The sequence below is a fragment of the Janthinobacterium lyxosi genome, from assembly GCF_051380665.1.
Taxonomy (GTDB): Bacteria; Pseudomonadota; Gammaproteobacteria; order Burkholderiales; family Burkholderiaceae_D; genus Janthinobacterium.
In genome coordinates, this window is sequence record NZ_JBNYXM010000001.1 from 358782 (window position 1) to 382093 (window position 23312).

Consider the following 23312-nt stretch of genomic DNA (forward strand, 5'->3'; position numbering starts at 1 on the left):
TGATGACGCCTATGCAACTCGACCTCGACCTCCGCGCCACCTTGCGCTCCGGCAAACGCCGCTTCGACCTGCACGTGCAATGCACCTCAAGCAGTCAGCGCATCGCCATGTATGGCCCGTCCGGCGCCGGCAAGAGCATGACCCTGAAAGCCATTGCCGGACTGTTTACACCGGACGCGGGCCATATCCGCCTGAATGGCCGTACCCTGTTCGATTCCGCCGCCGGCATCAACCTGCCGCCGCAGCAGCGCAACGTGGCCTACCTGTTCCAGGACTACGCGCTGTTCCCGCACCTGACGGTGCGCCAGAACGTGGGCTTTGGTCTGAGCCGCGGCTGGTTCAATCCGCGCGCGCGCGAAAAATTGCAGAAAGTCGAGCATTGGCTGGACGCGTTTCATTTGCAGGAACTGGCGCACCAGTTCCCCGACGAGTTGTCCGGTGGCCAGCGCCAAAGGGTGGCGCTGGCGAGGGCGCTCGTGGCCGAGCCGGCCGCGCTGCTGCTCGACGAGCCGTTTGCCGCCCTCGATCCGGCCCTGCGTGTCAAAATGCGTCTGGAACTGAGCCAGTGGCAGCAGCGCCTGGACGTGCCCATGATCCTGATCACACATGATCCGGAAGATGCGCGCATCCTGGGCGAGCATGTGCTGTACTTGCGCGACGGACAAATTGACAGCATGGAAGAAAATAGGGCATTGGGTGAACGCATTGGATAAATCAGCGGCAGCGGAAATTGGCCTGCAAGGCTCGGTATGGATGACGGTGGGCGGCGAGCACCTGGGCGGCGTCGGCCGCGTGGAATTGCTGGGCGCCATCGCCGAATGCGGCTCCATCACGCAGGCGGCCAAACTCGTCAAGATGAGCTACAAGGCGGCCTGGGACGCCATCGACGCCATGAACAACCTGGCTGGCGAGCCGCTGGTCGAGCGCTTGACGGGCGGCAAGGGCGGCGGCGGCACGCGGTTGACCCCACGGGGGCGCCAGCTGGTCGACAATTTCCGTATCATCGAGCGCGAGCATGCCCGCTACCTGCGCCAGCTGGGCAGCCAGGCGGAAGGCATCGCCGACGATCTTTTACTCATACGGAGAATGGCCATGAAAACCACGGCACGCAATCAATTCCTGGGCAAAGTTGCCGAACTGAAACAGGGCGCCGTCAACGACGAAGTCACCCTGGCATTGCCAGGCGGCCAGCACATCGTGGCCATCGTCACGCAGGGCAGCAGCGAAAGCCTGGGCCTGGTGCCGGGCGCGGAAGCGTTCGCACTGATCAAGGCCTCGTCGATCATCCTCGTGGCGGACAGCGAAGGGGCGCGCTTTTCCGCGCGCAACCAATTGGCCGGGCTTGTGACGCGCGTGCAGACGGGCGCTGTCAACACCGAAGTGGTGCTGGACTTGCCGCGTGGCGGCACCATAGCCGCCATCATCACGAACCAGAGCAGCACCGACCTGGGCATCGAGATCGGCAGCAATGTGACGGCGATTTTCAAGGCGTCCAGCGTGATCCTGGGCGTACCGGCGTAAACGGCGACGCTGAGCAAAGTTCCGGGGTCTGACCCCAGCTTTACGTTGCAGGCCTAATCCTTCAACCGCGACAACCAATCCGCTGCCGCCGCCAGCACCAGCTCCAGTTCCTGCGCCGTGTGCGCCAGCAGCGCCGGCACCTCGTCCAGGCGGCCCGCATCGATGGCTTCCTCGGTGGCAAACGCGGCGCGGATCAGGCGCTTCGTGCCCAGGGTACCCACTGAACCGCGCACGCCGTGCAGGATGCGCGCCACGTCGCTGTGGCGGCCCGCCTGCAACGCGGTTTCGGCGTCGCGCACGGGCGACATGCCCTTGTTCAGCGCGTCTTCCACCATGCGCCGCAGCACGCCGCGCCCCTTTGCATCGCGCCCCATCACGCGCATCAGCGGCGCCATGGAAAACACTTCTTCATCGGCAACGGGTGCCGGCTCGGTCGTCTGCATTTGCGGGCGCTTGGGCAGGTGGCGCAGGATGACTTCCATCATCTCTTCCACCACCACGGGCTTGGCGATGAAATCGCTGATGCCGGCCGTCATGCAGCGTTCGCGCTCGGACGCCAGCACGCCGGCCGTCATGGCGATCACGGGCAGGTTCAGACGCAGTTCCGTGCGGAGGATGTGGGTGGCGCTGAAGCCATCCATGACGGGCATCTGCATGTCCATCAGCACGATGTCGTAGCGCAGTGCCTCCGTGCGCAGCCGTTCCACGGCCTGCAAGCCGTCGCCCACCACGTCCAGGGTAGCGCCCATGTGCTCGAGGATGCCGCGCGCCACGGCCTGGTTCAAATGATTGTCTTCCACCAGCAGGAAGTGCACGCCGGCCAGCTCCGTGCCCAGCGTCTGGTGCAGGATGCGCTGCTCGCCGCCGCCGTTCTTGGTGATCAGCGCCTGGTGCAGGGCATCGAACAGGCTCGATCCCGTGATCGGCTTCATCAGCACGACATCGGCCTCGGCGGCGCTGGAGATTTCCTCCAGGTGGTTGCGCGCGAAGGCGTTGACCATCACCACGATGGGCTGGCGTTGGCCGGTGGCCGCCTGGCGGATGGCCTTGGCCGTGGCCAGGCCGTCCATGACGGGCATGTGCCAGTCTGCCAGCACCACGTCGTAGGGCTGCTGCTGCGCCAGGCGTTCGCGGTACAGTTCGATGGCGGCAAAGCCGGAGTCCACTTCGTCGGCCAGCCAGCCCCACGCCTCGATCAGCTTGACGATCAGTTCGCGCGTGGTGCGGTTATCGTCGGCCACCAGCAGGCGCAACTGGCCCAGGGCCGGCATGCGCCGCGTTTCGGCCGGCTGCGCCAGCATGTCGAATGGCACGCTGAACCAGAAGCGGCTGCCCTTGCCTTCGCTGCTGGTGACGGCGATGTCGCCGCCCATCATGTGGATCAGCTGCTTGCTGATGGCCAGGCCCAGGCCCGTGCCGCCGAAGCGCCGCGTGATGCTCTGGTCGCCCTGTGAAAATGCGGAAAACAGCTGCTGCTGCTGCTGCTCCGTCATGCCGATGCCCGTGTCGCGCACTTCGAAGCGCAGCCAGGCGCGCCCGTTTTCGCTCTCGGCCAGGCTGACGGCCACTACCACTTCGCCGCTCTCGGTGAACTTGATGGCATTGCCGGCCAGGTTGACGAGGATTTGCTGCAGGCGCTGGGCGTCGCCTACCAGGCGCCGCGGCACGTCGGGCTCGACGGCGATGGCCAGTTCCAGCTCCTTTTCGCCCGCATTCATGGTCATCGTCGTGGCCAGGGTATTCATCACTTCATCGAGGTCGAATTCGACGGGCGACAATTCCATGCGGCGCGCCTCGATCTTCGAATAATCGAGCACGTCGTTGAGGATGCCCAGCAGCGACTGGCCCGCCACGCGCACCATGGTCAGATACTTGCGCTGTTCCGTGTCGAGCCTGGTATTGCCCAGCAGATACACCATGCCCAGCACGGCATTCAGGGGGGTGCGGATTTCATGGCTCATGTTGGCCACGAAGTCGCTCTTCGCCCGGTTGGCCGCCTCGGCCCGGTCGCGCTCCTGCTCCAGCTCTGCCGCGCGCGATTCGAGCTCCTGCTGCAGGCGGTCGCGTTCGCTCATCAGGCCGTTGAACGCTTCCGTCAGTTCGCCGATTTCGTCGCGCTGCTGCACCGGCACGGGGGTGAAGCGGTTGCCGCTGGTGTGCAGGGCCAGCAGGGTGTCGCGCAGGCGCACCAGCGGCGACAGCAGGCGCACGGTGACCCAGCCCAGCACGGCTGCAGCCAGCAGCGAAGCGAGGATGCTCCACAGTACCAGCCGGTAGAGTACGCCATCGAACGGTTCGAAGGCATCTTCGACGGGCAGCGAGGCGGCCAGCAGCCAGTTCACGGACTTCAGACGCTTGAAGCTGTTGACGGCCGTGATGCCGCGGCTGTTGGTGCTGACCATGCTGCCTTCGCCATCTTCCTTCAGCAACTGGGTGGTCGTCAGGTTGGCGTTCGGCTTGCGCGGCTGCAGCAAACGGCTGGTATCGGGGTGCAGCACGTAGCGCGGCACGGCGCCGCGCGTGAGGATGAAGTAATAGCCGCTCTTGCCGATCTTTTCCGAGCGCAGGCGGCCCAGCAGGTTATCCTTGTACAGGCGCAGCACGCCGATCACCACGCCCACCACCTGGCCATTGGCGGCCAGCACGGGCGCCACCATCTGCACGATGGGCATGCCGCTCGATTTGCCCAGCATCGGCTCGGTGATCATGGGCTGGCGCGTGCGCAAGACGGTCTGGAAATATTCGCGTTCGGCAACGTTGATGCCAGCGCGTCCCGTGACGAGGGGCATGTCGGCCACGACGGCGCCTTGCGCGTCGAGCACCAGCACATCGTCGAACAGCACCAGCATCGAGCGGCGCGCATAGTATTCGCGCAATTGGGCGGGCTGGGTGATCAATTCCGGCGGCTGCTGCCTGGCCGTCAGCGTGACGATCTGCAGCAGCATGCCCAGTTTGTCGTCGAGCTCGGCAGCGGTGCGGGTGATCAGGGACGATTGCTGGCTCAGCAGTACTCGGGTGAAGTCGGCGCGCATGTGCTGCACCTGGATCATGGTGACCAGCGCGATCATGGCGATCGAGGTCAGGCTGGTGGCCAGCGCGACTTTTGCTTTAATGCCGAGAGGCTTCATGATTTCCTTTTCAGTACCGGGCGGCACAGGCGGCAGATAATGCTGTCAGGAATTTTCCTATCAATACATCAACTTGGCAAGCGGCGCCGCGCAAATTGCCTTCCCCGCATGGGCTTTTGACGATGTTGCCATATAATTAAAGTCAGAACGTCGTTTATTCAGCGCAATTGCGGTGAAATTGGCACACGGCAACCGTGTATGCAGTAAACTCGTTATTGCATTTTCTTAAAGGTACCGACATGACTGAAGCGCTACTCACTCCCACCTTGCCCACAGTGAACGTGGAAGCGTTGCGTGCGCGATGCTCGACCTGCAGCATGCATCAATTGTGCCTGCCGATGGGCCTCGATGTGGGCGACATGGACAGGCTGGACCAGATCATCGGCCGCCGCCGCAAGATCGTGCGCGGCGCCTCGCTGTTCCGCATCGGCGACTCGTTCCAGAACCTGTACGCGATCCGCCTGGGGCACTTCAAGACGTACCAGATCAATCCGGGCGGCGAAGAGCAGGTGACGGGTTTCCAGATGGCCGGCGAACTGCTGGGCATGGACGCCATCAGCGCCGACCGTCACCACTGTAATGCGGTGGCGCTGGAAGACAGCGAAGTCTGTGAAATTCCGTTTTCCAGCCTGGAACAATTGCTCGGCAACATGCCGACCCTGTTGCGCCATTTCCACCGCATGATGAGCCAGGAAATCACGCGCGAGCAAAGCGTGATGCTGTTGCTGGGCAATATGCAGGCGACCCAGCGTTTTGCCGCCTTTATCGTCAACCTGGCCTCGCGCTATGAAGCGCGCGGCTATTCGGCCAGCAAATTTCAGCTGCGCATGTCGCGCGAGGAAATCGGCAACTACCTGGGGCTGACCATCGAGAGCGTCAGCCGTTTATTGTCGAAATTCAAGAAGGAAGGCTGGCTGCGCGTCTCCAACCGCGAGATCGAGATCTTGCAGCCGGCCAAGTTGAAAGCCATTACGGCCGGTACCGACGTCTGTAAATAAGCTTTACAGTTCTGCGTCCGCATGCAGCGCGATGCTGCGTTGCAGCGGCCAGGTCCAGATGCCGGACAGGCGCCACTCGCGTTTGTCGTTTTCCACCAGCACTTGCCAGCGGCTGCGCTCGAGCATCGGCAGCGCTACCGAGAAGTTGCCGGCCGCATCGGGCTGCACCAGCAGCTTGATATCCTTTTCCGGCAAGGTCGCATGCGCCAGATGCAGCTGCAGCGGACCCTGGTAAGCCTTGCCGAAGCTATGCACGGAACCACTGAGGCGCGCTTGCGCCACGTCATACGACAAGCTGGTATCCATCGCCAGGTTGCTGGCGATCGTGTCGCGCTTCAAATCCTGGTTGATCGCCTTGCCCTGCTTGTAATAGTCGCCCACCACCAGCGCATCGGGCTGCGTAAACGCGATATAGCCCATGAAGCTGCCGACGACGACGGACAGGCCGGGGCCGATCATCAGCAGCCATGGCCAGCGATGCTTGTACCACGGTGCAACGGGTGCTTGCAGCTTGAGACTGTCGGACATGATATTTCTCCTGTTTAATCGGCCACTCCCCATCCGGGGACTGGCCTTCCTGCATTAGCGCGGCACGATGAATACCGCGCTTTCACGCACATGCAGCGATGGGTCGTCCAGCGATTGCAATTCGATCGCAATCTTGTTCGAGCCCTTCTCTCCCACGCCGTGCGGCACGCGCAGGCGGATCGGCCAGCCCAGCGTTTCCGTCGGCTGCAACATCACTTCTTCGCGCGTCAGCAAGGTCAGGCCCGGCAAGCCGGAGACGCTGATTTTAAAATGCTGGCTTTGCTCCGAGGTGTTCATGATCTGCAGGCGGTAGACGTTTTCGATCATGCCGTCTTCCACTTCGCGTCCCATCGAACCGCGGTCGCGGATGACGTCCATTTTCAGGGGCGTGCGCAGGGCCAGCGAGGTACACACGGCGATGATGATCAGGCCCAGGATGGAAGTGTAGATCAGCACGCGCGGGCGCATGGCGCGCTGGCGGATCTGCTTCGAATTGAAGTTGTTTTCCATCGCATGGTCGGTACTGTAGCGTATCAGGCCGCGCGGCCGCTCGACCTTGTCCATCACGCTGTTGCAGGCATCGACGCAGGCGGCGCAGCCGATGCATTCATACTGCAGGCCGTTGCGGATATCGATACCGGTCGGACATACCTGCACGCACAAGGTACAGTCGATGCAATCGCCGAGCTTGTCGTTGTTGCCGGCCTTCTTGCTCATGGCGCCACGCGGTTCGCCGCGCTTGGCATCGTAAGTGATGATCAGGGTGTCCTGGTCAAACATGGCGCTCTGGAAGCGCGCGTAGGGGCACATGTATTTGCACACCTGCTCGCGCAGCCAGCCCGCGTTGCCGTAGGTTGCCAGGCTGTAGAACAAGACCCAGAACCATTCCCAGGGACCGAAATTCAAGGTGGTCACCGCCTGCGCCAGTTCCTTGATCGGCGTGAAATAGCCGACAAAGGTAAAGCCCGTCCACAGGGCGATGGCGCCCCATACCAGGTGCTTGGCCGTTTTCTTGAAGGCCTTGCGCACGGAGGGGCCCTGCTTGTCGAGGGCCATGCGCGCGCTGCGCGTGCCTTCGATGCGGCGTTCGACCCACAGGAAGATTTCCGTGTATACCGTTTGCGGGCAAGAGAACCCGCACCACACCCGTCCGGCAATGGCCGTGACGAGGAACAACAAATACGCACAGATGATCAGCAGGGCCGCCAGATAGATGAAATCCTGGGGCCACAGCACGACGCCGAAAATGTAGAACTTGCGCGTGGTCAAATCGAACAGCAGGGCTTGCCTGCCATTCCAGGTCAACCACGGCAAGCCGTAGAACGCCAGCTGGGTAAGCCATACGCATACCCATCGCCAGGTAGCGTAGCGTCCTTTGGCCTCGCGAGGGTAGATTTGCTCGCGGGCCGCATACATCTTGATGACTTGAGGTTCCATTACGTCATTTCACGGGCGTCTGGGGATTCGACAGGCTCCAGACATAGGCCGACAGCACGTGCACCTTGGACTCGCCGAGGAAATCGCTGAAGGCCGGCATGGTGTTGCTGCGTCCCTTGCGTACGGTTTCCATGATGGTATCGGCACTGCCACCATACAGCCAGATCTTGTCCGTCAGGTTCGGCGAACCCAGCATCGGGTTGCCCTTCGCATCGGCACCGTGACAGGCCATGCAGGCGCCGAACTTGGCCTTGCCCAGCACCGACTTGACAGGGTCCGAGGTGGAACCGGACAGGCTCAGCACATAATGGGCCACGTTCTCGACATCCTTTTCGGAGCCCAGGGCGGCGCCCATCGGTGGCATCTGCCCATTGCGGCCGTGCAGGATGGTGGTCTTGATGACGTCAGGTTCGCCGCCATACAGCCAGTCCTTGTCGGTCAGGTTGGGGAAGCCCTTGTTGCCGCGCGCATCCGAACCGTGGCATTGCGCGCAGTAGGTCAGGAACAAACGCTGGCCGATGGCCAGTGCCTGCGGATCGGCTGCCACCGTCTTCAAGTCCTGGCTCAGGTACTTGTTGAACAGGGGACCGTAGTCGGCTTCCGCCTTCTTCAGCTCTTCCTCGTACTGGCCCGTCGATTTCCAGCCCAGGCTGCCGGCATAGTTGCCCAGGCCCGGGTACAGGAACAGATACGCCAGCGAGAAGACGATAGTGATGTAGAACAACCACATCCACCAGCGCGGCATCGGCGTATTGAGTTCCTTCAAGTCCTCGTCCCAGACGTGGCCCGTGGTGCCGTCGGCAGGCGCGCCGTCGACCACTTTGATTTTCGACTGCGAGTACAGCAGCACGCCGCAGCCGATGATGCCCAGCAGGGACAGCACGATGATGTAGATATTCCAGAAGCCACTCGTAAAATCAGCCATGGTTGCGCTCCCCTTGTGCCGGCGCAGGCATGGATACCGGCGCCGCCGGATAGTCGAGCGCCTCGTCGTCGAACGGCAGGTGCGCCGCCGCGTCGAAGTCGCTATTGCTGCGGCTGAAAGTCCACCACAGGATGCCTACGAACGTCGTAAAGGAAACCACCGTCATGACGCTGCTGGCGCTGTCAAACAGGTTTTCGATTGCCATGCTAATTCCTTGTTTTGATTAATGTACCGAGGCCTTGCAGATAGGCGACCAGGGCGTCTTCTTCCGTCTTGTCCTGCAGCTGCGCCGGGCCGGCGGCGATTTCCGCATCGCTGTACGGCTGTCCCAGGCGTTTCAGGGCGCGCATCTTCGGCATGATGTCGTCAGGCACCAGCTTGGTCGTCGCCAGCCATGGGTAGCCCGGCATATTCGACTCGGGCACCACGTCGCGCGGGTTGTTCAAGTGCGTGCGGTGCCATTCATCGCTGTAGCGGGCGCCCACGCGGGCCAGGTCCGGCCCCGTGCGCTTGGAACCCCACTGGAACGGACGGTCGTAGACGAACTCACCAGCGACCGAATAGTGGCCATAGCGTTCCGTTTCCGCGCGCAGCGGACGTACCATCTGCGAGTGGCAGTTGTAGCAGCCTTCGCGCACGTAAATGTCGCGGCCCGCCAGGCGCAGCGGCGAATACGGCTTCAGGCCGGCGACCGGTTCCGTCGTGCTCTTCTGGAAGAACAGGGGGATGATCTCGACGGCGCCGCCGATGCTGATCACTACCGTGACCAGGGCGATCAGCAGCCAGGGGTTTCTCTCAATCCATGCATGTGAAAATTTCATTTGCTTTTGCTCCTATCAGGCGTGCGCCGCGTTCAGTTCCGGAATGCGGGCGACGGGGAGTTTGCTGCCGCGCAAGGTCATCCAGGTGTTGTAGCCCATGATGCACATACCCGACAGGTACAGCAGGCCACCGGCCACGCGCACCACGTAGTACGGATACGTTGCTTTCACGCTTTCGACAAAGGTGTAGGTCAGGGTGCCGTCCGGATTGACCGCGCGCCACATCAAGCCCTGCATCACGCCGGCGATCCACATTGCCGCGATGTACAGCACGATGCCGATGGTGGCCACCCAGAAGTGCACGTCGACCAGGCGCGTGCTGTGCATCTGCGTGCGGCCCGCCAGGCGTGGCAGCAGATAGTAGATCGAACCCATGGTGATGAAGCCCACCCAGCCCAGGGCGCCCGCATGCACGTGGGCAACGGTCCAGTCGGTGTAGTGCGACAGCGAGTTGATGGTCTTGATCGACATCATCGGACCTTCGAAGGTGGCGATGCCGTAGAACGACAGCGAGACGATCATGAATTTCAGGATCGGATCGGTGCGCAGCTTGTGCCAGGCGCCCGACAGGGTCATGATGCCGTTGATCATGCCGCCCCAGCTTGGTGCCAGCAGGACCAGCGAGAAGACCATGCCGATCGATTGCGTCCAGTCAGGCAATGCCGTGTAGTGCAGGTGATGCGGGCCGGCCCACATGTAGGTGAAGATCAGCGCCCAGAAGTGGACGATGGACAGGCGGTACGAGTACACGGGGCGCTCGGCCTGTTTCGGGATGAAGTAGTAGACCATGCCCAGGTAGCCGGCGGTCAGGATGAAACCCACCGCGTTATGGCCGTACCACCACTGGATCATGGCGTCCTGCACGCCCGCATAGGCGGAATACGATTTGGTGAACGAGGCTGGCATGACGGCGCCATTGACCACGTGCAAAATCGTCACGGCCAGGATGTAGGCGCCGAAGAACCAGTTGGCCACGTAGATGTGCTTGACCTTGCGCTTGATCAAGGTGCCGAAGAACACGATGGCGTAAGCGATCCAGACGACGGCGATGAGAATGGCGATAGGCCATTCCAGTTCGGCGTATTCCTTGCCGCGCGTCATGCCCATGGGCAGGGTGACGACGGCGCACAGGATCACCGCTTGCCAGCCCCAGAACGTGAAGGCGGCCAGTTTGTCGGAAAACAGGCGCACCTGGCAGGTGCGTTGTACAACGTAGTACGAGGTAGCGAACAGGCCGCAGATGCCGAAGGCGAAAATCACCGCATTCGTGTGCAGCGGACGCAAACGTCCGTATGTCAGCCATGGTATGTCGAGGTTCAGGGCAGGCCAGGCCAACTGAGCGGCGATGATAACGCCAACCAGCATGCCGATGATGCCCCATACCACAGTAGCGACCGCGAATTGCTTCACGATCTTGTAGTTATAGTTCAGCGATTGATCCACAAAGACTCTCCCTGGAATTACTATTTATGATGGTGGCCAGAGAGTAAGTGTTTGACCGCTAAAAAACTTTGATGTGGATCAAAATTCCCCGGATGAAATAAGAGTAGCTAACTGACATCGAAATAAATGGTGATTTGGGTAAAAAAAGCCATGCAAGATCCCTGCAACAGCTGGCTTGACATGGCTTAAAACGTGCGTGGAGGCAATGGCTTAGAGTGACTTGTCCAGACAAGTCCAAGGCCCGCCATGGAAGACCCGGAACGCCGCGACCCGTTTGATGCCCAGGTGGACCTGGTCGTCGGCAAGGCCGAGGGCACGACCCTGTTCGATCACGGCAAGCTCGCTTGCCTGGTGCAGGCGCCGTCGCCGGGCATCGTCATCTTCGTGCATGGCGTCAATTCCGACGGCGAGTGGTACCGCGCGGCCGAAGCAGGCCTATGCGCCGGCCTGAACACGCGCATGAAGCGTTGTGACGAGCACATGGCGCATGCTACGGTGCAGGGCGGCAACTGACGCCGGTGGGCTATCGGAGCGAACTGAGCGATGACGGCTATGTCGATCCCGACTATACGGCCAGCACCTTCATCGGGCCGCAAGCGCATTTCTCGCCCGTGATCCAGTTTCGCCGGGGCTACACGGCCAGCGACAAGGAGTTGCAGGCGTATGGCGATTCGGTCTACCTGAACGAACACGCTTACTGGGGCGGCGGCCCGTTCGCCAATGGCTGTTCCTCCCTGCCGGATCTGTGGGGCGAGGGCTTGTCGGACGCCCTCTTCCTGTTCATCCATATCGAGCATCTGAATCCCGTCAACGACCGCATGCTACAACTGCGCATCGCGGCAGATTGGCGTCTTTTAATTACTGGTAATGAAATGCTGCCATTGAAAATTTTTCGTGAGTATTTTTTGACGGGAACGTTCAAGGAACTGCCCTTGCTGGATTGGGTGAGTAGCAGTGGCAGCACGGGAAGCATGCCTTCTGAAATTGTGGATGAGCGCGTGTACAAGCGCCCGGAGACATCCTGATGCGCAAATTGATTGCTACCTTACCGTGCCGGCTGGGCTGGAGCATATTTGTTTTCAGTCTTGCGTCTGGTATTGCACTTTGGTCTGTCTTGCAGATACCGCCAGTCGATGTTTCTCTTGAAGAAGGATTGCTGATGAAACGACTATTGTTGATGTGGCGCCGCCGGCAGTCGTGCGGCCCGTTGACCACGAGCAGCCGTGGTTTCGCGCACGTGGCGGCAACACCGTGTTTTTACCGTGGTGGGGCCGGCGCTTCGATGCGCGGCCGGGCTCGCAAGGCTATTCGCGTTGAGTGGCCGGAGGGGCTGCCGCTTCGGGCGGCGCCGTATCGTCGTCCTGCAGCACGCGCAGGCCCGGTCCGACGAGGTCGTCGAACTGGCCGCTGTCCGAGGCGGTGAAATACACCCACAGGGCGATGAAGACGACCACGACGCTTAAGGGGATGAGGAGGTAGAGTGCTTCCATGGTTCAGGCTTTCCGCAGGCGCAGGGCGTTGGCGATGACGACCGCCGAGCTGGCAGCCATGCCGACGCCGGACAGCCAGGGGTTCAGGAAACCCAGCGCGGCGGCCGGGATGGCCGTCAGATTGTACAGGGTAGCCCAGCCCAGGTTTTCGCGGATGATGCGCATGCTGCGCGCGGCCGTTTTCGCCGTGTCGAGCACGGAAACCAATTGGCTCGAGAGCAGCACCGTGTCCGCATGCGCCTGCGCCAGTGCGGCGCCGGAACCCATGGCGAACGAGACGTCGGCCGCGCTCAGCACGGCGGCGTCGTTGATGCCGTCGCCGACCATCGCCACGACGGCGCCCGTCGCCTGCAATTGCTGCACGAAATCGAGCTTTTCATCGGGCAGGCATTCGCCGCAGGCCGTGGCGATGCCCAGCTGCGCCGCCACGCTTTGCGTCAGCGCTTCCTGGTCGCCGCTCAGCAACACGACTTGCTTGCCGCGCCGGTGGAAATAATCGACCACTTCGCGCGCTTCCGGGCGCAGCGCATCGCTGAGCAAAAAGCGCGTGAGCCAGTGCCCCTGCGTGCCCAGGTACAGTGGCGTCATGCCCTGCATGCCGATGGCCGTGTCGCCCAGCGGCGGCCCGGCGATGGCGGCGACAAAGGCCGCGTTGCCCAAACGGTAGCGCACGCCATTGATCACGCCTTCGAGTCCCTGGCCCTGCACTTCCTGCAATTGTTCCGCATGCGTGTGCGCCTGCTGTCTTGGCAACCCTTCGGCGGCGGCCAGGATCGCCTGCGCCAGCGGATGGGCGCTGCCCGCTTCCAGCGCAGCGGCCAGTTGCAGGCAAGCATCTTCCGTCATGTTGCCCAGGCCCTCGATTTGCTGCAGCACAGGCCGGCCCAGGGTCAATGTCCCCGTCTTGTCGAAGACGATATGCGTGGCGCGGTGCAGGGTTTCCAGCACATGCGGCTGGACGATGAGCACGCCGCGCCGCAGCAGGCTGTCGGTGGCGGCCGCCAGCGCCGTCGGCGTGGCCAGGGATAATGCACACGGGCACGACACGACCAGCACGGCGATGGCCACGGGCCAAGCCCGCGACGCATCGTGCCAGCTCCAGAAAGCGAACACGGCAACGGCAAACAGCAGCAGGCCCAGCACGAACCAGGCGGCTACTTTATCGGCCCACTGCGCGATCTGCGGCTTGCCGCTGCCGGCCCGCTCGATGAGTTTTAACAGGTCCGACAGGGTGCTTTCACGCGCCGGTTTCAGTACGCGCAATGTCAGGACGGCACTGGCGTTGATGGCCCCGCCCGGCACCTGTTCCCCCGTCTTGCGCCGCTGGGCCGCGCTCTCACCCGTCAGCAGAGATAAATCGAGTGCGCTCGTGCCCTCGATGATGACGCTGTCGGCGGCGATCGCCTCGCCCGGTTTGACTAAAATGATGTCGCCCACGGCCAGACTGCCGGCCGGCACCAGGGTGGTGGTGCGGTTGTCCGGGAAGCCCGCCATCAGCGACGCGGACGCGGGCAAGGCGTGCTGCAAGCGCTCCAGCGCCGAGGCGGCCTTGCGGCGCGCCTGCAGTTCGAAATAGCGGCTGCACAGCAAGAGGAAGATGAACATCGTGGCCGAGTCGTAATACACCTCGCCGCGGCCCGTAAAGGTCGCCACCACGCTGCCGAAGAAGGCGGCCAGGATGCCCAGCGCCACGGGCACGTCCATGCCCAGGGTGCGCGCGCGCAGGCTGGCCCAGGCGCCCTGGAAGAAGGGCATGGCCGAATAGCAGATGGCCGGCAAGGTCAGCAGCAGGCTGGCCCAGCGCATCAGGCTGGCCATATTGTCGTCCAGCGTGCCATCCTCGGCCAGGTAGGCGGGCGCCACGTACATCATCACCTGCATCATCGACAGGCCGGCGACGAACAGCTGGCGCCCCAGGGTCTTGCTGGCTTTTTGCAGGCGCTCGCCATGGCGCACGGCGTCGTACGGATAGGCCGTGTAGCCGACTTGCCGCACGGCTTGCAGGATGTCGCCCGGCTCGCATTCGGCGCGGCTCCAGCGCACGTACAGGCGCTCGGTGGCGACGTTCAGGCTGGCCGCCTGCACGCCGGGCAGGCGCGTCAGCTGGCGTTCGATCAGCCAGACGCAGGCGGCGCAGCGGATGCCTTCGACGGACAGTGTCGCTTCGCAGCTGCTGGCGTCGCGCGCGAATTGCGCGTCGTCATTGCTGTACAGGCGCAGTTCGGGCGGCATCAGGGTGGCATCAAACGCGTTGACGGCATATTCGTCGCGGTCGCGGTAGTACGCGCTCTGGCCGATGTCGACGATGGTTTGCGCCACCGCTTCGCAGCCGGGGCAGCACATGGCGCGGGGCAGCTCGTCGATGGTGACGTTCCAGCTCGAGCCGCTGGGGACGGGCAAGCCGCAATGGAAGCAGGCGGAGGGTTTTAAAACAGCATTCATAGGTTTGGTTTCATGCATCTTTTCATGGATGGCCCGTGACGCACAGGGCGTCGAGCCAGCCCAGCGACACGCCGTTGGCGGCGCGCAGCAGGCCCAGCAAGCCAAAGCCCAGCACCAGCAAGCCGCTGGCGATGCGCACGGGACGGCGCTGCATCTGCGTGCGCAGCCGCGTGCCCAGAAAACCCATGCCCAGCAGCATGGGCAGGGTGCCCAGGCCGAAGGCTGCCATGCTGGCCGCGCCGTTGAGGGCCGAGCCTTGCAGCATGGCCGTCAGCAAGGCGCTGTAGACCATGCCGCACGGCACCCAGCCCCACAGGCCGCCCACGGCCAGCGCCTTTAATGGCGTATCCATCGGCATCAAGGGTTTCAACAGGGGGCGCACGCGGCGCCAGACCACATTGCCGGCCGCTTCCAAGTGGGCCAGGCCGCGCCAGGCATCCATCAGGTAGAGGCCCAGGGCGACGAGCATCAGGTTGGCCAGCCAGTAGCCGGCCACCTGCAGTGACGCCATGTGCAGCATGCCAGCACCGGCCAGGCTGCCGGCCAGGGCGCCGGCCAGCATGTAGCTGACTATGCGCCCGCCGTTGTAGGCCAGCATGCGCAGCACGTTCGTTTGCAGCGCGGGGCGCGCCACAGCGATGGCGATCACGGGACGGCTGGGCGCGGGAGCTGCGCCACCGCCCAGCGACAGCGCGCCGACGATGCCGCCGCACATGCCGATGCAGTGCACGCTGCCGGCCAGGCCGACCATGAACATGGGCACGAGGCTCAGGGCATTCATCGGACGGTATTACACCGTTTTCGAGTAGCGTAGCGGCTGCACCGTGTCCGGCGCCGCGTTGGCGCGGGCCTGCGTCAGGTAGCGGTCGAAGACCATGCAGATATTGCGGATCAGCAAGCGCCCTTTCGGCGTCACCGTCAGCCAGTCTTCCTCGATGACGAGCAAGCCGTCACGCGCCAGTTCGCGCAGCTTTTCCAGCTCGGCGGCGAAATAGCTGCGGAACTTCACGGGGTGCGCTTGCTCGATGGTGGCGATCGACAATTCGAAGTTGCACATCAGCATCTGGATGATGATGCGGCGCAATAAATCGTCCGTGTCGAGCTTGATGCCGCGCGCGATCGGCAGCACGCCTTCGTCGAGTTTTTCGTAATACGCGTCCAGCGTCTTTTCATTCTGGCTGTAGACGGCGCCGACGGAACTGATGGCCGACACGCCGCAGGCGATCAGGTCCGCTTCCGCGCGCGTCGAGTAGCCCTGGAAGTTGCGGTGCAAACGGCCCTGGCGCTGCGCCACGGCCAGGTCGTCCGTCGGCTTGGCGAAATGGTCCATGCCGATGTACACATAGCCGGCGGCCGTCAGGCGCGCGATGCACAGGCCCAGCATCGCCAGCTTGGTGGCGCTGTCGGGCATGTCGGCGTCGAGGATGCGGCGCTGCGGCTTGAACAGGTGCGGCATGTGCGCGTAGTGGTACAGAGCGATGCGGTCGGGGCTGGCGGAAATGACCTTGCGCAAGGTTTCCGTCATCGTGTCCAGGCTTTGCTTGGGCAAACCGTAGATCAGGTCGATGCTGATCGAGCGGAAGCCGGCGTCGCGCGCCGCCTGCATGATGGCCACCGTTTCCGCTTCCGGCTGGATGCGGTTGACGGCCTTTTGCACGTCGGCGTCGAAATCCTGAACGCCCAGGCTGATGCGGTTGAAACCTTGCGCGCGCAGCGAAAATACGCGCTCGCGCGACACGGTGCGCGGATCGATTTCGATCGAATACTCGCCGTCTTCATCGGAAGCGAACTCGAAATGCTGGCGCAAATGCAGCATCAGCTCCTCCATCTGCTTCTCGCTCAGGTAGGTCGGCGTGCCGCCGCCGAAATGCAGCTGCTCGATCTGGTTCATGCCGGCAAACAGCTTGCCCTGCATGGCGATTTCCTGTTTCAGATAGCTGAGATAGGTGGCGGCCTTGCTGCGGTCTTTGGTGATGATCTTGTTGCAGGCGCAGTAGTAGCACAGGGTGTCGCAGAACGGCACGTGCACGTACAGCGACAGCGGACGGCGGCCGCCGCGCATGCGCAGCGCGGCCAGCGCTTCGAGGAAATTGCCGTAGCCGAAGTCGGCATGGAAACGGTCGGCGGTCGGATAGGACGTGTAGCGGGGGCCGGACTGGCTCATCTTGCCGATGATGACCGGGTCGAATTCGACGACGGCGTCCAGGTCGGCGGAAGCACTGCTGAGTAGTGTAGGCATGATGTGTGTAAAGTCTTGAAAGGTTTAGGCGGCCAGGCGTTTCAGCGTGGCGGGTTTGCCGGTGTTCGCGGCGCCTCCCTTGCCGCCGGGCATGGCGACGCGGCGCGGTGGCGGCATCTTGCCGAAATTGAACAGGCTCACGGCTTGCGACAGGCTGGCCGCTTCTTCCGCCAGGCGCGTGGCGGCGGCGGCGGCTTCTTCCACCAGGGCCGCGTTTTGCTGCGTCACCTGGTCCATGTGGGCGATGGCCTGGTTGACCTGGTCGACGCCGATGCTCTGTTCGCGCGAGGCGATGGAAATTTCCTGCATGATGGCCGTCACTTGCTTGACGGAACTGACCACTTGCTCCATGGTGGCGCCGGCGCGGTTCACCTGCAGCATGCCGGCGCCCACCTTGCCGACGGAAATTTCAATGAGTTGCTTGATATCCTTGGCCGCCACGGATGAGCGCTGCGCCAGGTTGCGCACTTCGCCCGCCACTACGGCGAAGCCCCTGCCCTGTTCGCCCGCGCGGGCCGCTTCCACGGCCGCGTTCAGGGCCAGGATGTTGGTCTGGAAGGCGATGCCTTCGATCAGGGCGATGATGTCGACGATTTTCTTCGACGAGGTGTTGATCTCGTCCATGGTGGTGATCACTTCGGCAACGATCTCGCCGCCCTGCACGGCCACTTTCGAGGCGGCCACGGCCAGCTCGTTCGCTTGCACCGAGTTGTCCGCATTCTGTTTCACCGTCGACGAGAATTCCTCGATGCTCGAGGCCGTCTCTTCCAGGCTGGCCGCCTGCGATTCCGTGCGGCCCGAGAGGTCCATATTGCCGACGGCGATTTGCTTGGTAGCCACGGCCATGGTTTCCACGTTGATGCGCACGTCGCGGATGGTGGCGATCAGGTTGCTGTTCATCTGTTGCAGCGCGCGCAGCAATTGTCCCACTTCATCCGTGCTATCCGTCTCAAAGCTGCCCGACAGGTCGCCGGCGGCAATCGCCCGCGCGCCGTTCAGGGCCTTGCCCAGCGGCTTGAGCACGGACATGCGCAAGGTGTACCAGAGGAAAACGTTGATCAGGAAGCCGAACAGGGTGGCGCCGAAGATGGCGTAATTGGTGATCTTGCCGCCGCTGGCGAACAGGCTGATGACGCACACCAGCAGTTGCAAACAGTTAACGATGGACGTGGCGGCCCAGATGCGCAGGTTGAGTGACATGTGCGTCAGATTGTGCAGCAGGTGCGCCAGGCCCGGGCGCACGATTTGCCCGTTCTTGATGACAATGTTGCCACCCTCCTTGTTGCGGATGGCCGCGTAGGCTTCCTCGGTCACCTTGACCTGATCCTTGTCGGCTTTCACGCGCACCGACATGTAGCCGATGGTCTTGCCCGCTTCGCGGATGGGCGTGACGTTGGCGCGCACCCAGTAAAAGTCGCCGTTCTTGCAACGGTTCTTGACCAGGCCCGTCCACGGCGTGCCGGCCTGGATCGAGGTCCACAGGTCGGCAAACGCTTCGGCCGGCATGTCCGGGTGGCGCACGATATTTTGCGGCGAACCGATCAGTTCTGCCTCGCTGAAGCCGCTGACCTGGCTGAAGTACGGATTCACATACACGATATTGCCGTTCATATCCGTTTTCGACACGATGGCCTGATCGTCCAAGACGAGGACTTCACGGTTAGTCACTGGCAAATTTTGGCGCATGGTCGCGGCTTCCTGATCAGTTAAAGAGCTAATTGGTGAATAAGACTTGCACGATTGCAAGAATGGAGATCAGTGTAAGGAGTCGCCTGCGCAAATTTATTGATGTAGATCAAAATCCTCCAGATTGGTCGTGCTCGCACGCATTTAGCGATAGCAATGCGGCATTGTTTTAAAGTTATTGGTTGCTGGCGGTGACTAATCGATGCCTGCCGTCAGCGGCCGCGGACTGCCCACGGCGTAGCCTTGCGCGTAGTCGATGCCCAGCTCGCGGATGATGGCCAGGGTTTCCGCGTTTTCCACGTATTCGGCCACCGTTTTCAAGCCCATCACGTGGCCTACTTCATTGATGGCCTTGACCATGGCGCGGTTGATGGCATTGGTGGCGATGCCGCGCACGAAGACGCCGTCGATTTTCAGGTAGTCGACGGGCAGCGCTTTCAGGTAGCCGAACGAGGAAAAGCCGCTGCCGAAGTCGTCGAGCGAGAAGCGGCAGCCCATGGCCTTGAGCTGGCGCATGAACACTTGCGCTTTTGGTAAGTTGGCGATGACGGCCGTTTCCGTGATTTCAAAGCAGATTTGTTCAGGCGCAATTGCGTACTGTACGAATTGTCCGGTGATGTAGTCTTGCAGGCCCGTGTCGGCCAGCGACATGCCCGACAGGTTGACGGAATACAGGGCCGGTGTGCGGCGCCGGCTTTCCGCCAGCGCGGCCAAAGGCGGCAGGCTGTCGCGCACGCTCTGGATATGCTGGCAGACGGCGCGGATGACCCAGCGGTCGATGGACAGCATCATGTCGTAGCGTTCGGCGGCGGGAATGAAGGCGCCGGGCAGTATCAGGTCGCCCTGGCTGTTGCGGATGCGGATCAGCACTTCGTCATGTTGTTCCGGGCTGTCGCGCAGGTGCACGATGGGCATGGCGTACAGGCGGAAATAATCGTGTGCGAACGCTTCGTTCAGGCGTGAAATCCATAGTATTTCACCATGCCGCTGCGCCAGCATGACGTCGGACTCCTGGTACACGTGCAGGCGGTTGCGGCCCTGCTCCTTGGCCAGGCAGCAAGCCTGGTCGGCGGCGCTCAGCAGCTCGCTCATGGACTTGCTGTCCTGGTTGATTTCCGCGATGCCGATGCTCACGCCCAGTTCGAAGCTGTGTTCGTCCCAGGCGAAGGGGAATTCGCGCACGGACTGGCGCAGCTGTTCGCCGATCAGGCGCGCATGCTCGAGCGGACAGTGGGGCAGCAGCACGCCCAGTTCGTCGCCGCCGAGGCGCGCCAGGATGTCGCTGTCGCGCATCTGTCCCTGCAGCATCTTGGCCAGCAGCTGCAGCAGCACGTCGCCGGCGGCGTGGCCGCAGGTGTCGTTGATGATCTTGAACTGGTCCAGGTCGAGGTATAGCAGCGCATGCGCGTGGCCGTTTTCTTTGGCCGTATGCAGGGCGCCCGCCACCAGGTGTTCGAATTCGCGCCGGTTGATCAGGCCCGTCAGGGCGTCGTGTGTGGCTTGCCACGACAATTGCTGGCTCAGCTTGCGTTCGTGGCTGACGTCGCGAAACACGACGACGGCGCCGAGGATCTCACCTTCGCGCGACCAGATGGGCGCGGCGGACTCTTCAATGGCGATGCGCCGGCCTTCGCGCGTGATCAGTTGCGTGTGCGTGGAGATGCCGATGGCCTGGCGCAGGCGCAGGCACTTGATGGCGACGTGCTCGAGCGGCTGGTTCGAGTGCTCATCGACCAGGCACAGCGTTTCCAGGATGTCGAGCCCCTCGGCCAACTGGCTGCTCCAGCCCGTGAGTTGCTCGGCCACGCGGTTCAGGTAGCGCGTCTTGCCCTGTGGATCGGTGGTGATGACGCCGTCGCCGATGGAGCTGAGCGTCACTTCGGCCAGTTCCTTGCGCTCGTCGATCATGAGTTCGCGCAGTATGTGTTCGGTGACATCCCAGATGACGCCCAGGGTGCGTTCGGGATGGCCGCCGCCATCCATGAAGACCTGCGCCTTGGCCGCCAGCCAGTGTTCGCTGCCGTCGGGCCAGACGACGCGGTATTGCAGGGCGTAGCCGCCGCACCGGCGCACACCGTCCTGCAGCACGCCGATCACCTTGTCGCGGTCATCGGCATGCACGCAGTCGAGGAAGGCGGGGAAGGAATGCGTCAGGGCGCGCTCCCCGAGGCCCAGCAGGGCCGCGCCCCTGGCCGACCAGATGACCGTGCCGTCGATGACCTGGCCAGCGACGATGCGCGAATCCCATATCGCCATGTGCGCCGCCTCCAGCGCCATTTGTAAACGTTTCTGCTGGTCGCTCATCGTCCTCTCCCGCTATGGATATAGAGATAGACGCGCCGCTAGTGCTTAAGTTCCCGGCGCGTCGGCTGGTGTGGCGGCCGGGGCGCGCGCCACATCGCGCACATTCTTTTGCACGGCCACGGCGGCAAAAGGCTGAGCAGGAATGCCATGGCATAAAAACCCTTTTCGCTGTTTTGCAGGGCGGCATTCCACAGGCCGACGGTGAGCAGCAGCAAGGCCAGCAGCACGGAAACCCAGCACAGGCCGAAATACATGCCCGTCACGGCGACGCCTTCGCTACGGTCGCGCACGGATTTTTGCAGCGAGATGGCGGCGAACAGGCCATGCATGAGGAGCGTAAAGTAATAGCCCTTCTCGTTGAAGGCCATCGTGGCGTTCCACAGGCCGGACAAATAGGTAATGGCGCCGATCAGCAGGGCCGCCCAGGAGGCGCCGATGAAGGCGTTGCTGGGGCGTTGAATGGGGGAAGGCTGCATAGGGTCTCCATGGGCAGGCAGGCGCCGCCGGCATGGCCGAGGCGGCAGACACGGATGCGCCTGCCGCCCCATCAGACCAGAAAGCTTATTTGTGTGATTTGACCATGCGCAGCAAAGCCGATACGGCGGTGACGCCGGCCAGCACCAGGCCACCGGCGATGACGCCAGCCACGGCGTTGATCAGGCTGGGCGTGACGGCCGCCAGTACGGGGCCGATGCCGGCCACGCCGCCGACGGCTTCTTCCGCGTGGTGCAGCATGCCGCTGGCCCACGGCCAGCCGTGCGTCAAAATGCCGCCACCCACCATGAACATGGCCAGCGTGCCCACCACGGAGAGAAATTTCATCAGTTTCGGCGCCGCCGACACGAGCATGCGGCCAAAGCCGCGCACGCCATTCATCAGCGCGCCCGCACCCTTGCGCGCCGCCAGATAAAAGCCCGCGTCATCGAGCTTGACGATGCCAGCCACCAGGCCGTACACGCCCACCGTCATGATGAGGGCGATGCCGACGACGACGGCCACCTGCTGGGCGAAGGTGGCCGCAGCCACCGTGCCCAGGGCGATGACGATGATTTCCGCCGACAAAATGAAGTCGGTGCGGATGGCACCCTTGATCTTGTCCTTTTCCAGCGCCACCAGGTCGACTTGCGGATCGCGCAGCGCCTGTGCCAGCTCGGCCTTGTGGCTGTCGTCCGGGTGCAGATATTTATGCGCGATCTTTTCGAAGCCCTCGAAGCACAGGTAGGCGCCGCCCACCATCAAGAGCGGCGTGATGGCCCACGGCGCAAACGCGCTGATGGCCAGCGCGGCGGGCACGAGGATGGCCTTGTTCTTCATCGAACCGACAGCGACGGCCCACACGACGGGAAGTTCGCGATCGGCGCGCACGCCGGCCACTTGCTGCGCGTTCAGGGCCAGGTCGTCACCGAGCACGCCGGCCGTCTTCTTGGCGGCCACCTTGGTCATCAGGGAAACATCGTCAAGGATGCTGGCGATGTCGTCGAGCAGGGCCAGCAGGCTGGAGCCGGCCATCTCAGCGTGCTCCCGTGGTGGTGGCAGGAAATCTTGGAGCGAGGAAAGTGTTGTTTTTCATGATGTTATTCTTGGTTGTACGGCAAGGGCTGACGTAGGTAAGGCATGACTGCGATCTTACCTCAGGGCGGGCCGGCAAGGCCGCACTGGCCGGGTTAAAATTGCCTCTCATCCCCATTTTTTGGAAACCGCATGCACTTTGCCACCTGGATCACCTTTGTCATCGCCGCCTCCATCATCGCCGTCTCGCCCGGCTCGGGCGCCGTGCTGTCGATGTCGCACGGCCTGTCGTACGGGGTGAAAAAGGCCAGCGCCACCATTCTCGGCCTGCAGCTGGGGCTGCTGGTGGTGCTGGGCATCGCCGGCGCCGGCGTGGGCTCTTTGCTGCTGGCCTCCGAAGTGGCTTTCAATCTCGTCAAGACGGTGGGCGCGCTATATTTGATCTACCTGGGCCTGTCGCAGTGGCGCGCCAAGGTGGCGGTCACGGGCGACGTGCATGCCGACGCTGTGGTGCCTTCCATGCGCCGGCGCGTGCTGACGGGCTTTCTCACCAACGTGACGAATCCGAAGGGCATCATCTTCATGGTGGCGGTGTTGCCGCAATTCATCAGCCCTACTTCGCCTCTGCTACCGCAACTGCTGATACTGGCCGTCACCATGTGCACGATCGATCAGATCGTCATGCACAGCTACGCTTTCCTGGCCTCGTCGATGCAGCGTTTTTTCCGCGACGCCAGCGCCGTGAAAAAGCAGAACCGCTTCTTTGGCGGCCTGTTGATGGCCGTCGGCGCCGCCCTGTTCTTCGTCAAGCGCGGTGGCCAGGCTGCATCCTGAGCCAGAT

20 protein-coding genes and 1 pseudogene are annotated in these 23312 nt (G+C 62.8%); 6 read left to right on the forward strand and 15 right to left on the reverse strand.

The genetic code is table 11. From position 1 onward, the window contains the following. The first annotated feature begins 11 nt into the window (after positions 1 to 11). Positions 12 to 713 (forward strand): sulfate/molybdate ABC transporter ATP-binding protein, encoded by a 702-nt coding sequence (locus tag ACQ4WP_RS01710; RefSeq protein ID WP_436518405.1) that lies wholly within the window; start codon positions 12 to 14, stop codon positions 711 to 713. Between the two features lie 40 nt (positions 714 to 753). Beyond that, positions 754 to 1521: a TOBE domain-containing protein gene (locus ACQ4WP_RS01715; RefSeq protein WP_436518406.1), complete on the forward strand. Its 768-nt coding sequence runs from the start codon at positions 754 to 756 to the stop codon at positions 1519 to 1521. A gap of 53 nt (positions 1522 to 1574) precedes the next feature. Here the strand turns inward: ACQ4WP_RS01715 and ACQ4WP_RS01720 are convergent, their stop codons facing one another. Continuing rightward, complete coding sequence (locus ACQ4WP_RS01720; protein WP_436518374.1) at positions 1575 to 4649, reverse strand: response regulator; 3075 nt, start codon at positions 4647 to 4649, stop codon at positions 1575 to 1577. 239 nt (positions 4650 to 4888) lie between these two features. Between ACQ4WP_RS01720 and fnr the strand changes: the two genes are divergently transcribed. Beyond that, positions 4889 to 5647: a fumarate/nitrate reduction transcriptional regulator Fnr gene (gene fnr, locus ACQ4WP_RS01725; RefSeq protein ID WP_436518375.1), complete on the forward strand. Its 759-nt coding sequence runs from the start codon at positions 4889 to 4891 to the stop codon at positions 5645 to 5647. 3 nt (positions 5648 to 5650) lie between these two features. Here the strand turns inward: fnr and ACQ4WP_RS01730 are convergent, their stop codons facing one another. Genes ACQ4WP_RS01730 through ccoN form a run of 6 tightly spaced genes read right to left on the reverse strand, consistent with a single transcriptional unit; the run spans position 5651 to position 10801 of the window. After that, positions 5651 to 6175, reverse strand: coding sequence for a FixH family protein (locus ACQ4WP_RS01730; RefSeq protein WP_436518376.1), 525 nt, complete (start codon positions 6173 to 6175; stop codon positions 5651 to 5653). Positions 6176 to 6229: 54 nt separating this feature from the next. Beyond that, on the reverse strand, positions 6230 to 7612 hold the full coding sequence (gene ccoG, locus ACQ4WP_RS01735) for a cytochrome c oxidase accessory protein CcoG (RefSeq protein ID WP_436518377.1): 1383 nt from the start codon (positions 7610 to 7612) through the stop codon (positions 6230 to 6232). 4 nt (positions 7613 to 7616) lie between these two features. After that, positions 7617 to 8537 (reverse strand): cytochrome-c oxidase, cbb3-type subunit III, encoded by a 921-nt coding sequence (gene ccoP, locus ACQ4WP_RS01740; protein ID WP_436518378.1) that lies wholly within the window; start codon positions 8535 to 8537, stop codon positions 7617 to 7619. Beyond that, positions 8530 to 8742, reverse strand: a complete 213-nt coding sequence (locus ACQ4WP_RS01745) for a cbb3-type cytochrome oxidase subunit 3 (RefSeq protein ID WP_436518379.1) — start codon at positions 8740 to 8742, stop codon at positions 8530 to 8532. The genes ccoP and ACQ4WP_RS01745 overlap by 8 nt, the downstream gene beginning before the upstream one ends. A gap of 1 nt (position 8743) precedes the next feature. Beyond that, on the reverse strand, positions 8744 to 9358 hold the full coding sequence (gene ccoO, locus ACQ4WP_RS01750) for a cytochrome-c oxidase, cbb3-type subunit II (RefSeq protein WP_436518380.1): 615 nt from the start codon (positions 9356 to 9358) through the stop codon (positions 8744 to 8746). A gap of 15 nt (positions 9359 to 9373) precedes the next feature. Beyond that, positions 9374 to 10801, reverse strand: coding sequence for a cytochrome-c oxidase, cbb3-type subunit I (gene ccoN / locus ACQ4WP_RS01755; RefSeq protein WP_034752511.1), 1428 nt, complete (start codon positions 10799 to 10801; stop codon positions 9374 to 9376). 246 nt (positions 10802 to 11047) lie between these two features. On the opposite strand from ccoN, the gene ACQ4WP_RS01760 reads away from it, so the two are divergent. Both ACQ4WP_RS01760 and ACQ4WP_RS01765 read left to right on the forward strand, forming a co-directional pair. Continuing rightward, a complete protein-coding gene (locus ACQ4WP_RS01760; RefSeq protein WP_436518381.1) occupies positions 11048 to 11314 on the forward strand; it encodes a T6SS effector phospholipase Tle3 domain-containing protein in 267 nt (88 codons plus the stop codon). 5 nt (positions 11315 to 11319) lie between these two features. Then, on the forward strand, positions 11320 to 11826 hold the full coding sequence (locus ACQ4WP_RS01765; RefSeq protein ID WP_436518382.1) for a T6SS effector phospholipase Tle3 domain-containing protein: 507 nt from the start codon (positions 11320 to 11322) through the stop codon (positions 11824 to 11826). Positions 11827 to 12105: 279 nt separating this feature from the next. On the opposite strand, the gene ccoS is transcribed toward ACQ4WP_RS01765, so the two are convergent. The 8 genes and pseudogenes from ccoS to ACQ4WP_RS01805 all read right to left on the reverse strand — a co-directional run bounded on the left by ccoS (position 12106) and on the right by ACQ4WP_RS01805 (position 22471). Continuing rightward, a complete protein-coding gene (gene ccoS, locus ACQ4WP_RS01770; RefSeq protein ID WP_436518383.1) occupies positions 12106 to 12291 on the reverse strand; it encodes a cbb3-type cytochrome oxidase assembly protein CcoS in 186 nt (61 codons plus the stop codon). A gap of 3 nt (positions 12292 to 12294) precedes the next feature. After that, a complete protein-coding gene (locus ACQ4WP_RS01775) occupies positions 12295 to 14733 on the reverse strand; it encodes a heavy metal translocating P-type ATPase (protein ID WP_436518384.1) in 2439 nt (812 codons plus the stop codon). A gap of 22 nt (positions 14734 to 14755) precedes the next feature. Further along, positions 14756 to 15514: a sulfite exporter TauE/SafE family protein gene (locus ACQ4WP_RS01780; RefSeq protein WP_436518385.1), complete on the reverse strand. Its 759-nt coding sequence runs from the start codon at positions 15512 to 15514 to the stop codon at positions 14756 to 14758. 9 nt (positions 15515 to 15523) lie between these two features. Beyond that, the gene (gene hemN, locus ACQ4WP_RS01785) at positions 15524 to 16972 is read right to left on the reverse strand and encodes an oxygen-independent coproporphyrinogen III oxidase (RefSeq protein WP_436518386.1); all 1449 of its coding nucleotides are present in this window, start codon (positions 16970 to 16972) and stop codon (positions 15524 to 15526) included. Positions 16973 to 16996: 24 nt separating this feature from the next. Next, positions 16997 to 18658 carry a methyl-accepting chemotaxis protein gene (locus ACQ4WP_RS01790; RefSeq protein ID WP_436518387.1) on the reverse strand — a complete coding sequence of 554 codons (1662 nt, stop codon included), beginning with the start codon at positions 18656 to 18658 and terminating at the stop codon, positions 16997 to 16999. A 195-nt stretch (positions 18659 to 18853) separates the two neighbouring features. After that, positions 18854 to 20962: an EAL domain-containing protein gene (locus ACQ4WP_RS01795; RefSeq protein ID WP_436518388.1), complete on the reverse strand. Its 2109-nt coding sequence runs from the start codon at positions 20960 to 20962 to the stop codon at positions 18854 to 18856. A gap of 45 nt (positions 20963 to 21007) precedes the next feature. Continuing rightward, a pseudogene (yiaA, locus tag ACQ4WP_RS01800) lies at positions 21008 to 21438 on the reverse strand (inner membrane protein YiaA). Between the two features lie 85 nt (positions 21439 to 21523). Next, the gene (locus ACQ4WP_RS01805; protein WP_436518389.1) at positions 21524 to 22471 is read right to left on the reverse strand and encodes a DUF808 domain-containing protein; all 948 of its coding nucleotides are present in this window, start codon (positions 22469 to 22471) and stop codon (positions 21524 to 21526) included. A 192-nt stretch (positions 22472 to 22663) separates the two neighbouring features. Between ACQ4WP_RS01805 and ACQ4WP_RS01810 the strand changes: the two genes are divergently transcribed. Further along, positions 22664 to 23305 (forward strand): LysE family transporter, encoded by a 642-nt coding sequence (locus ACQ4WP_RS01810; RefSeq protein WP_436518390.1) that lies wholly within the window; start codon positions 22664 to 22666, stop codon positions 23303 to 23305. The last annotated feature ends 7 nt before the right edge of the window (positions 23306 to 23312 follow it).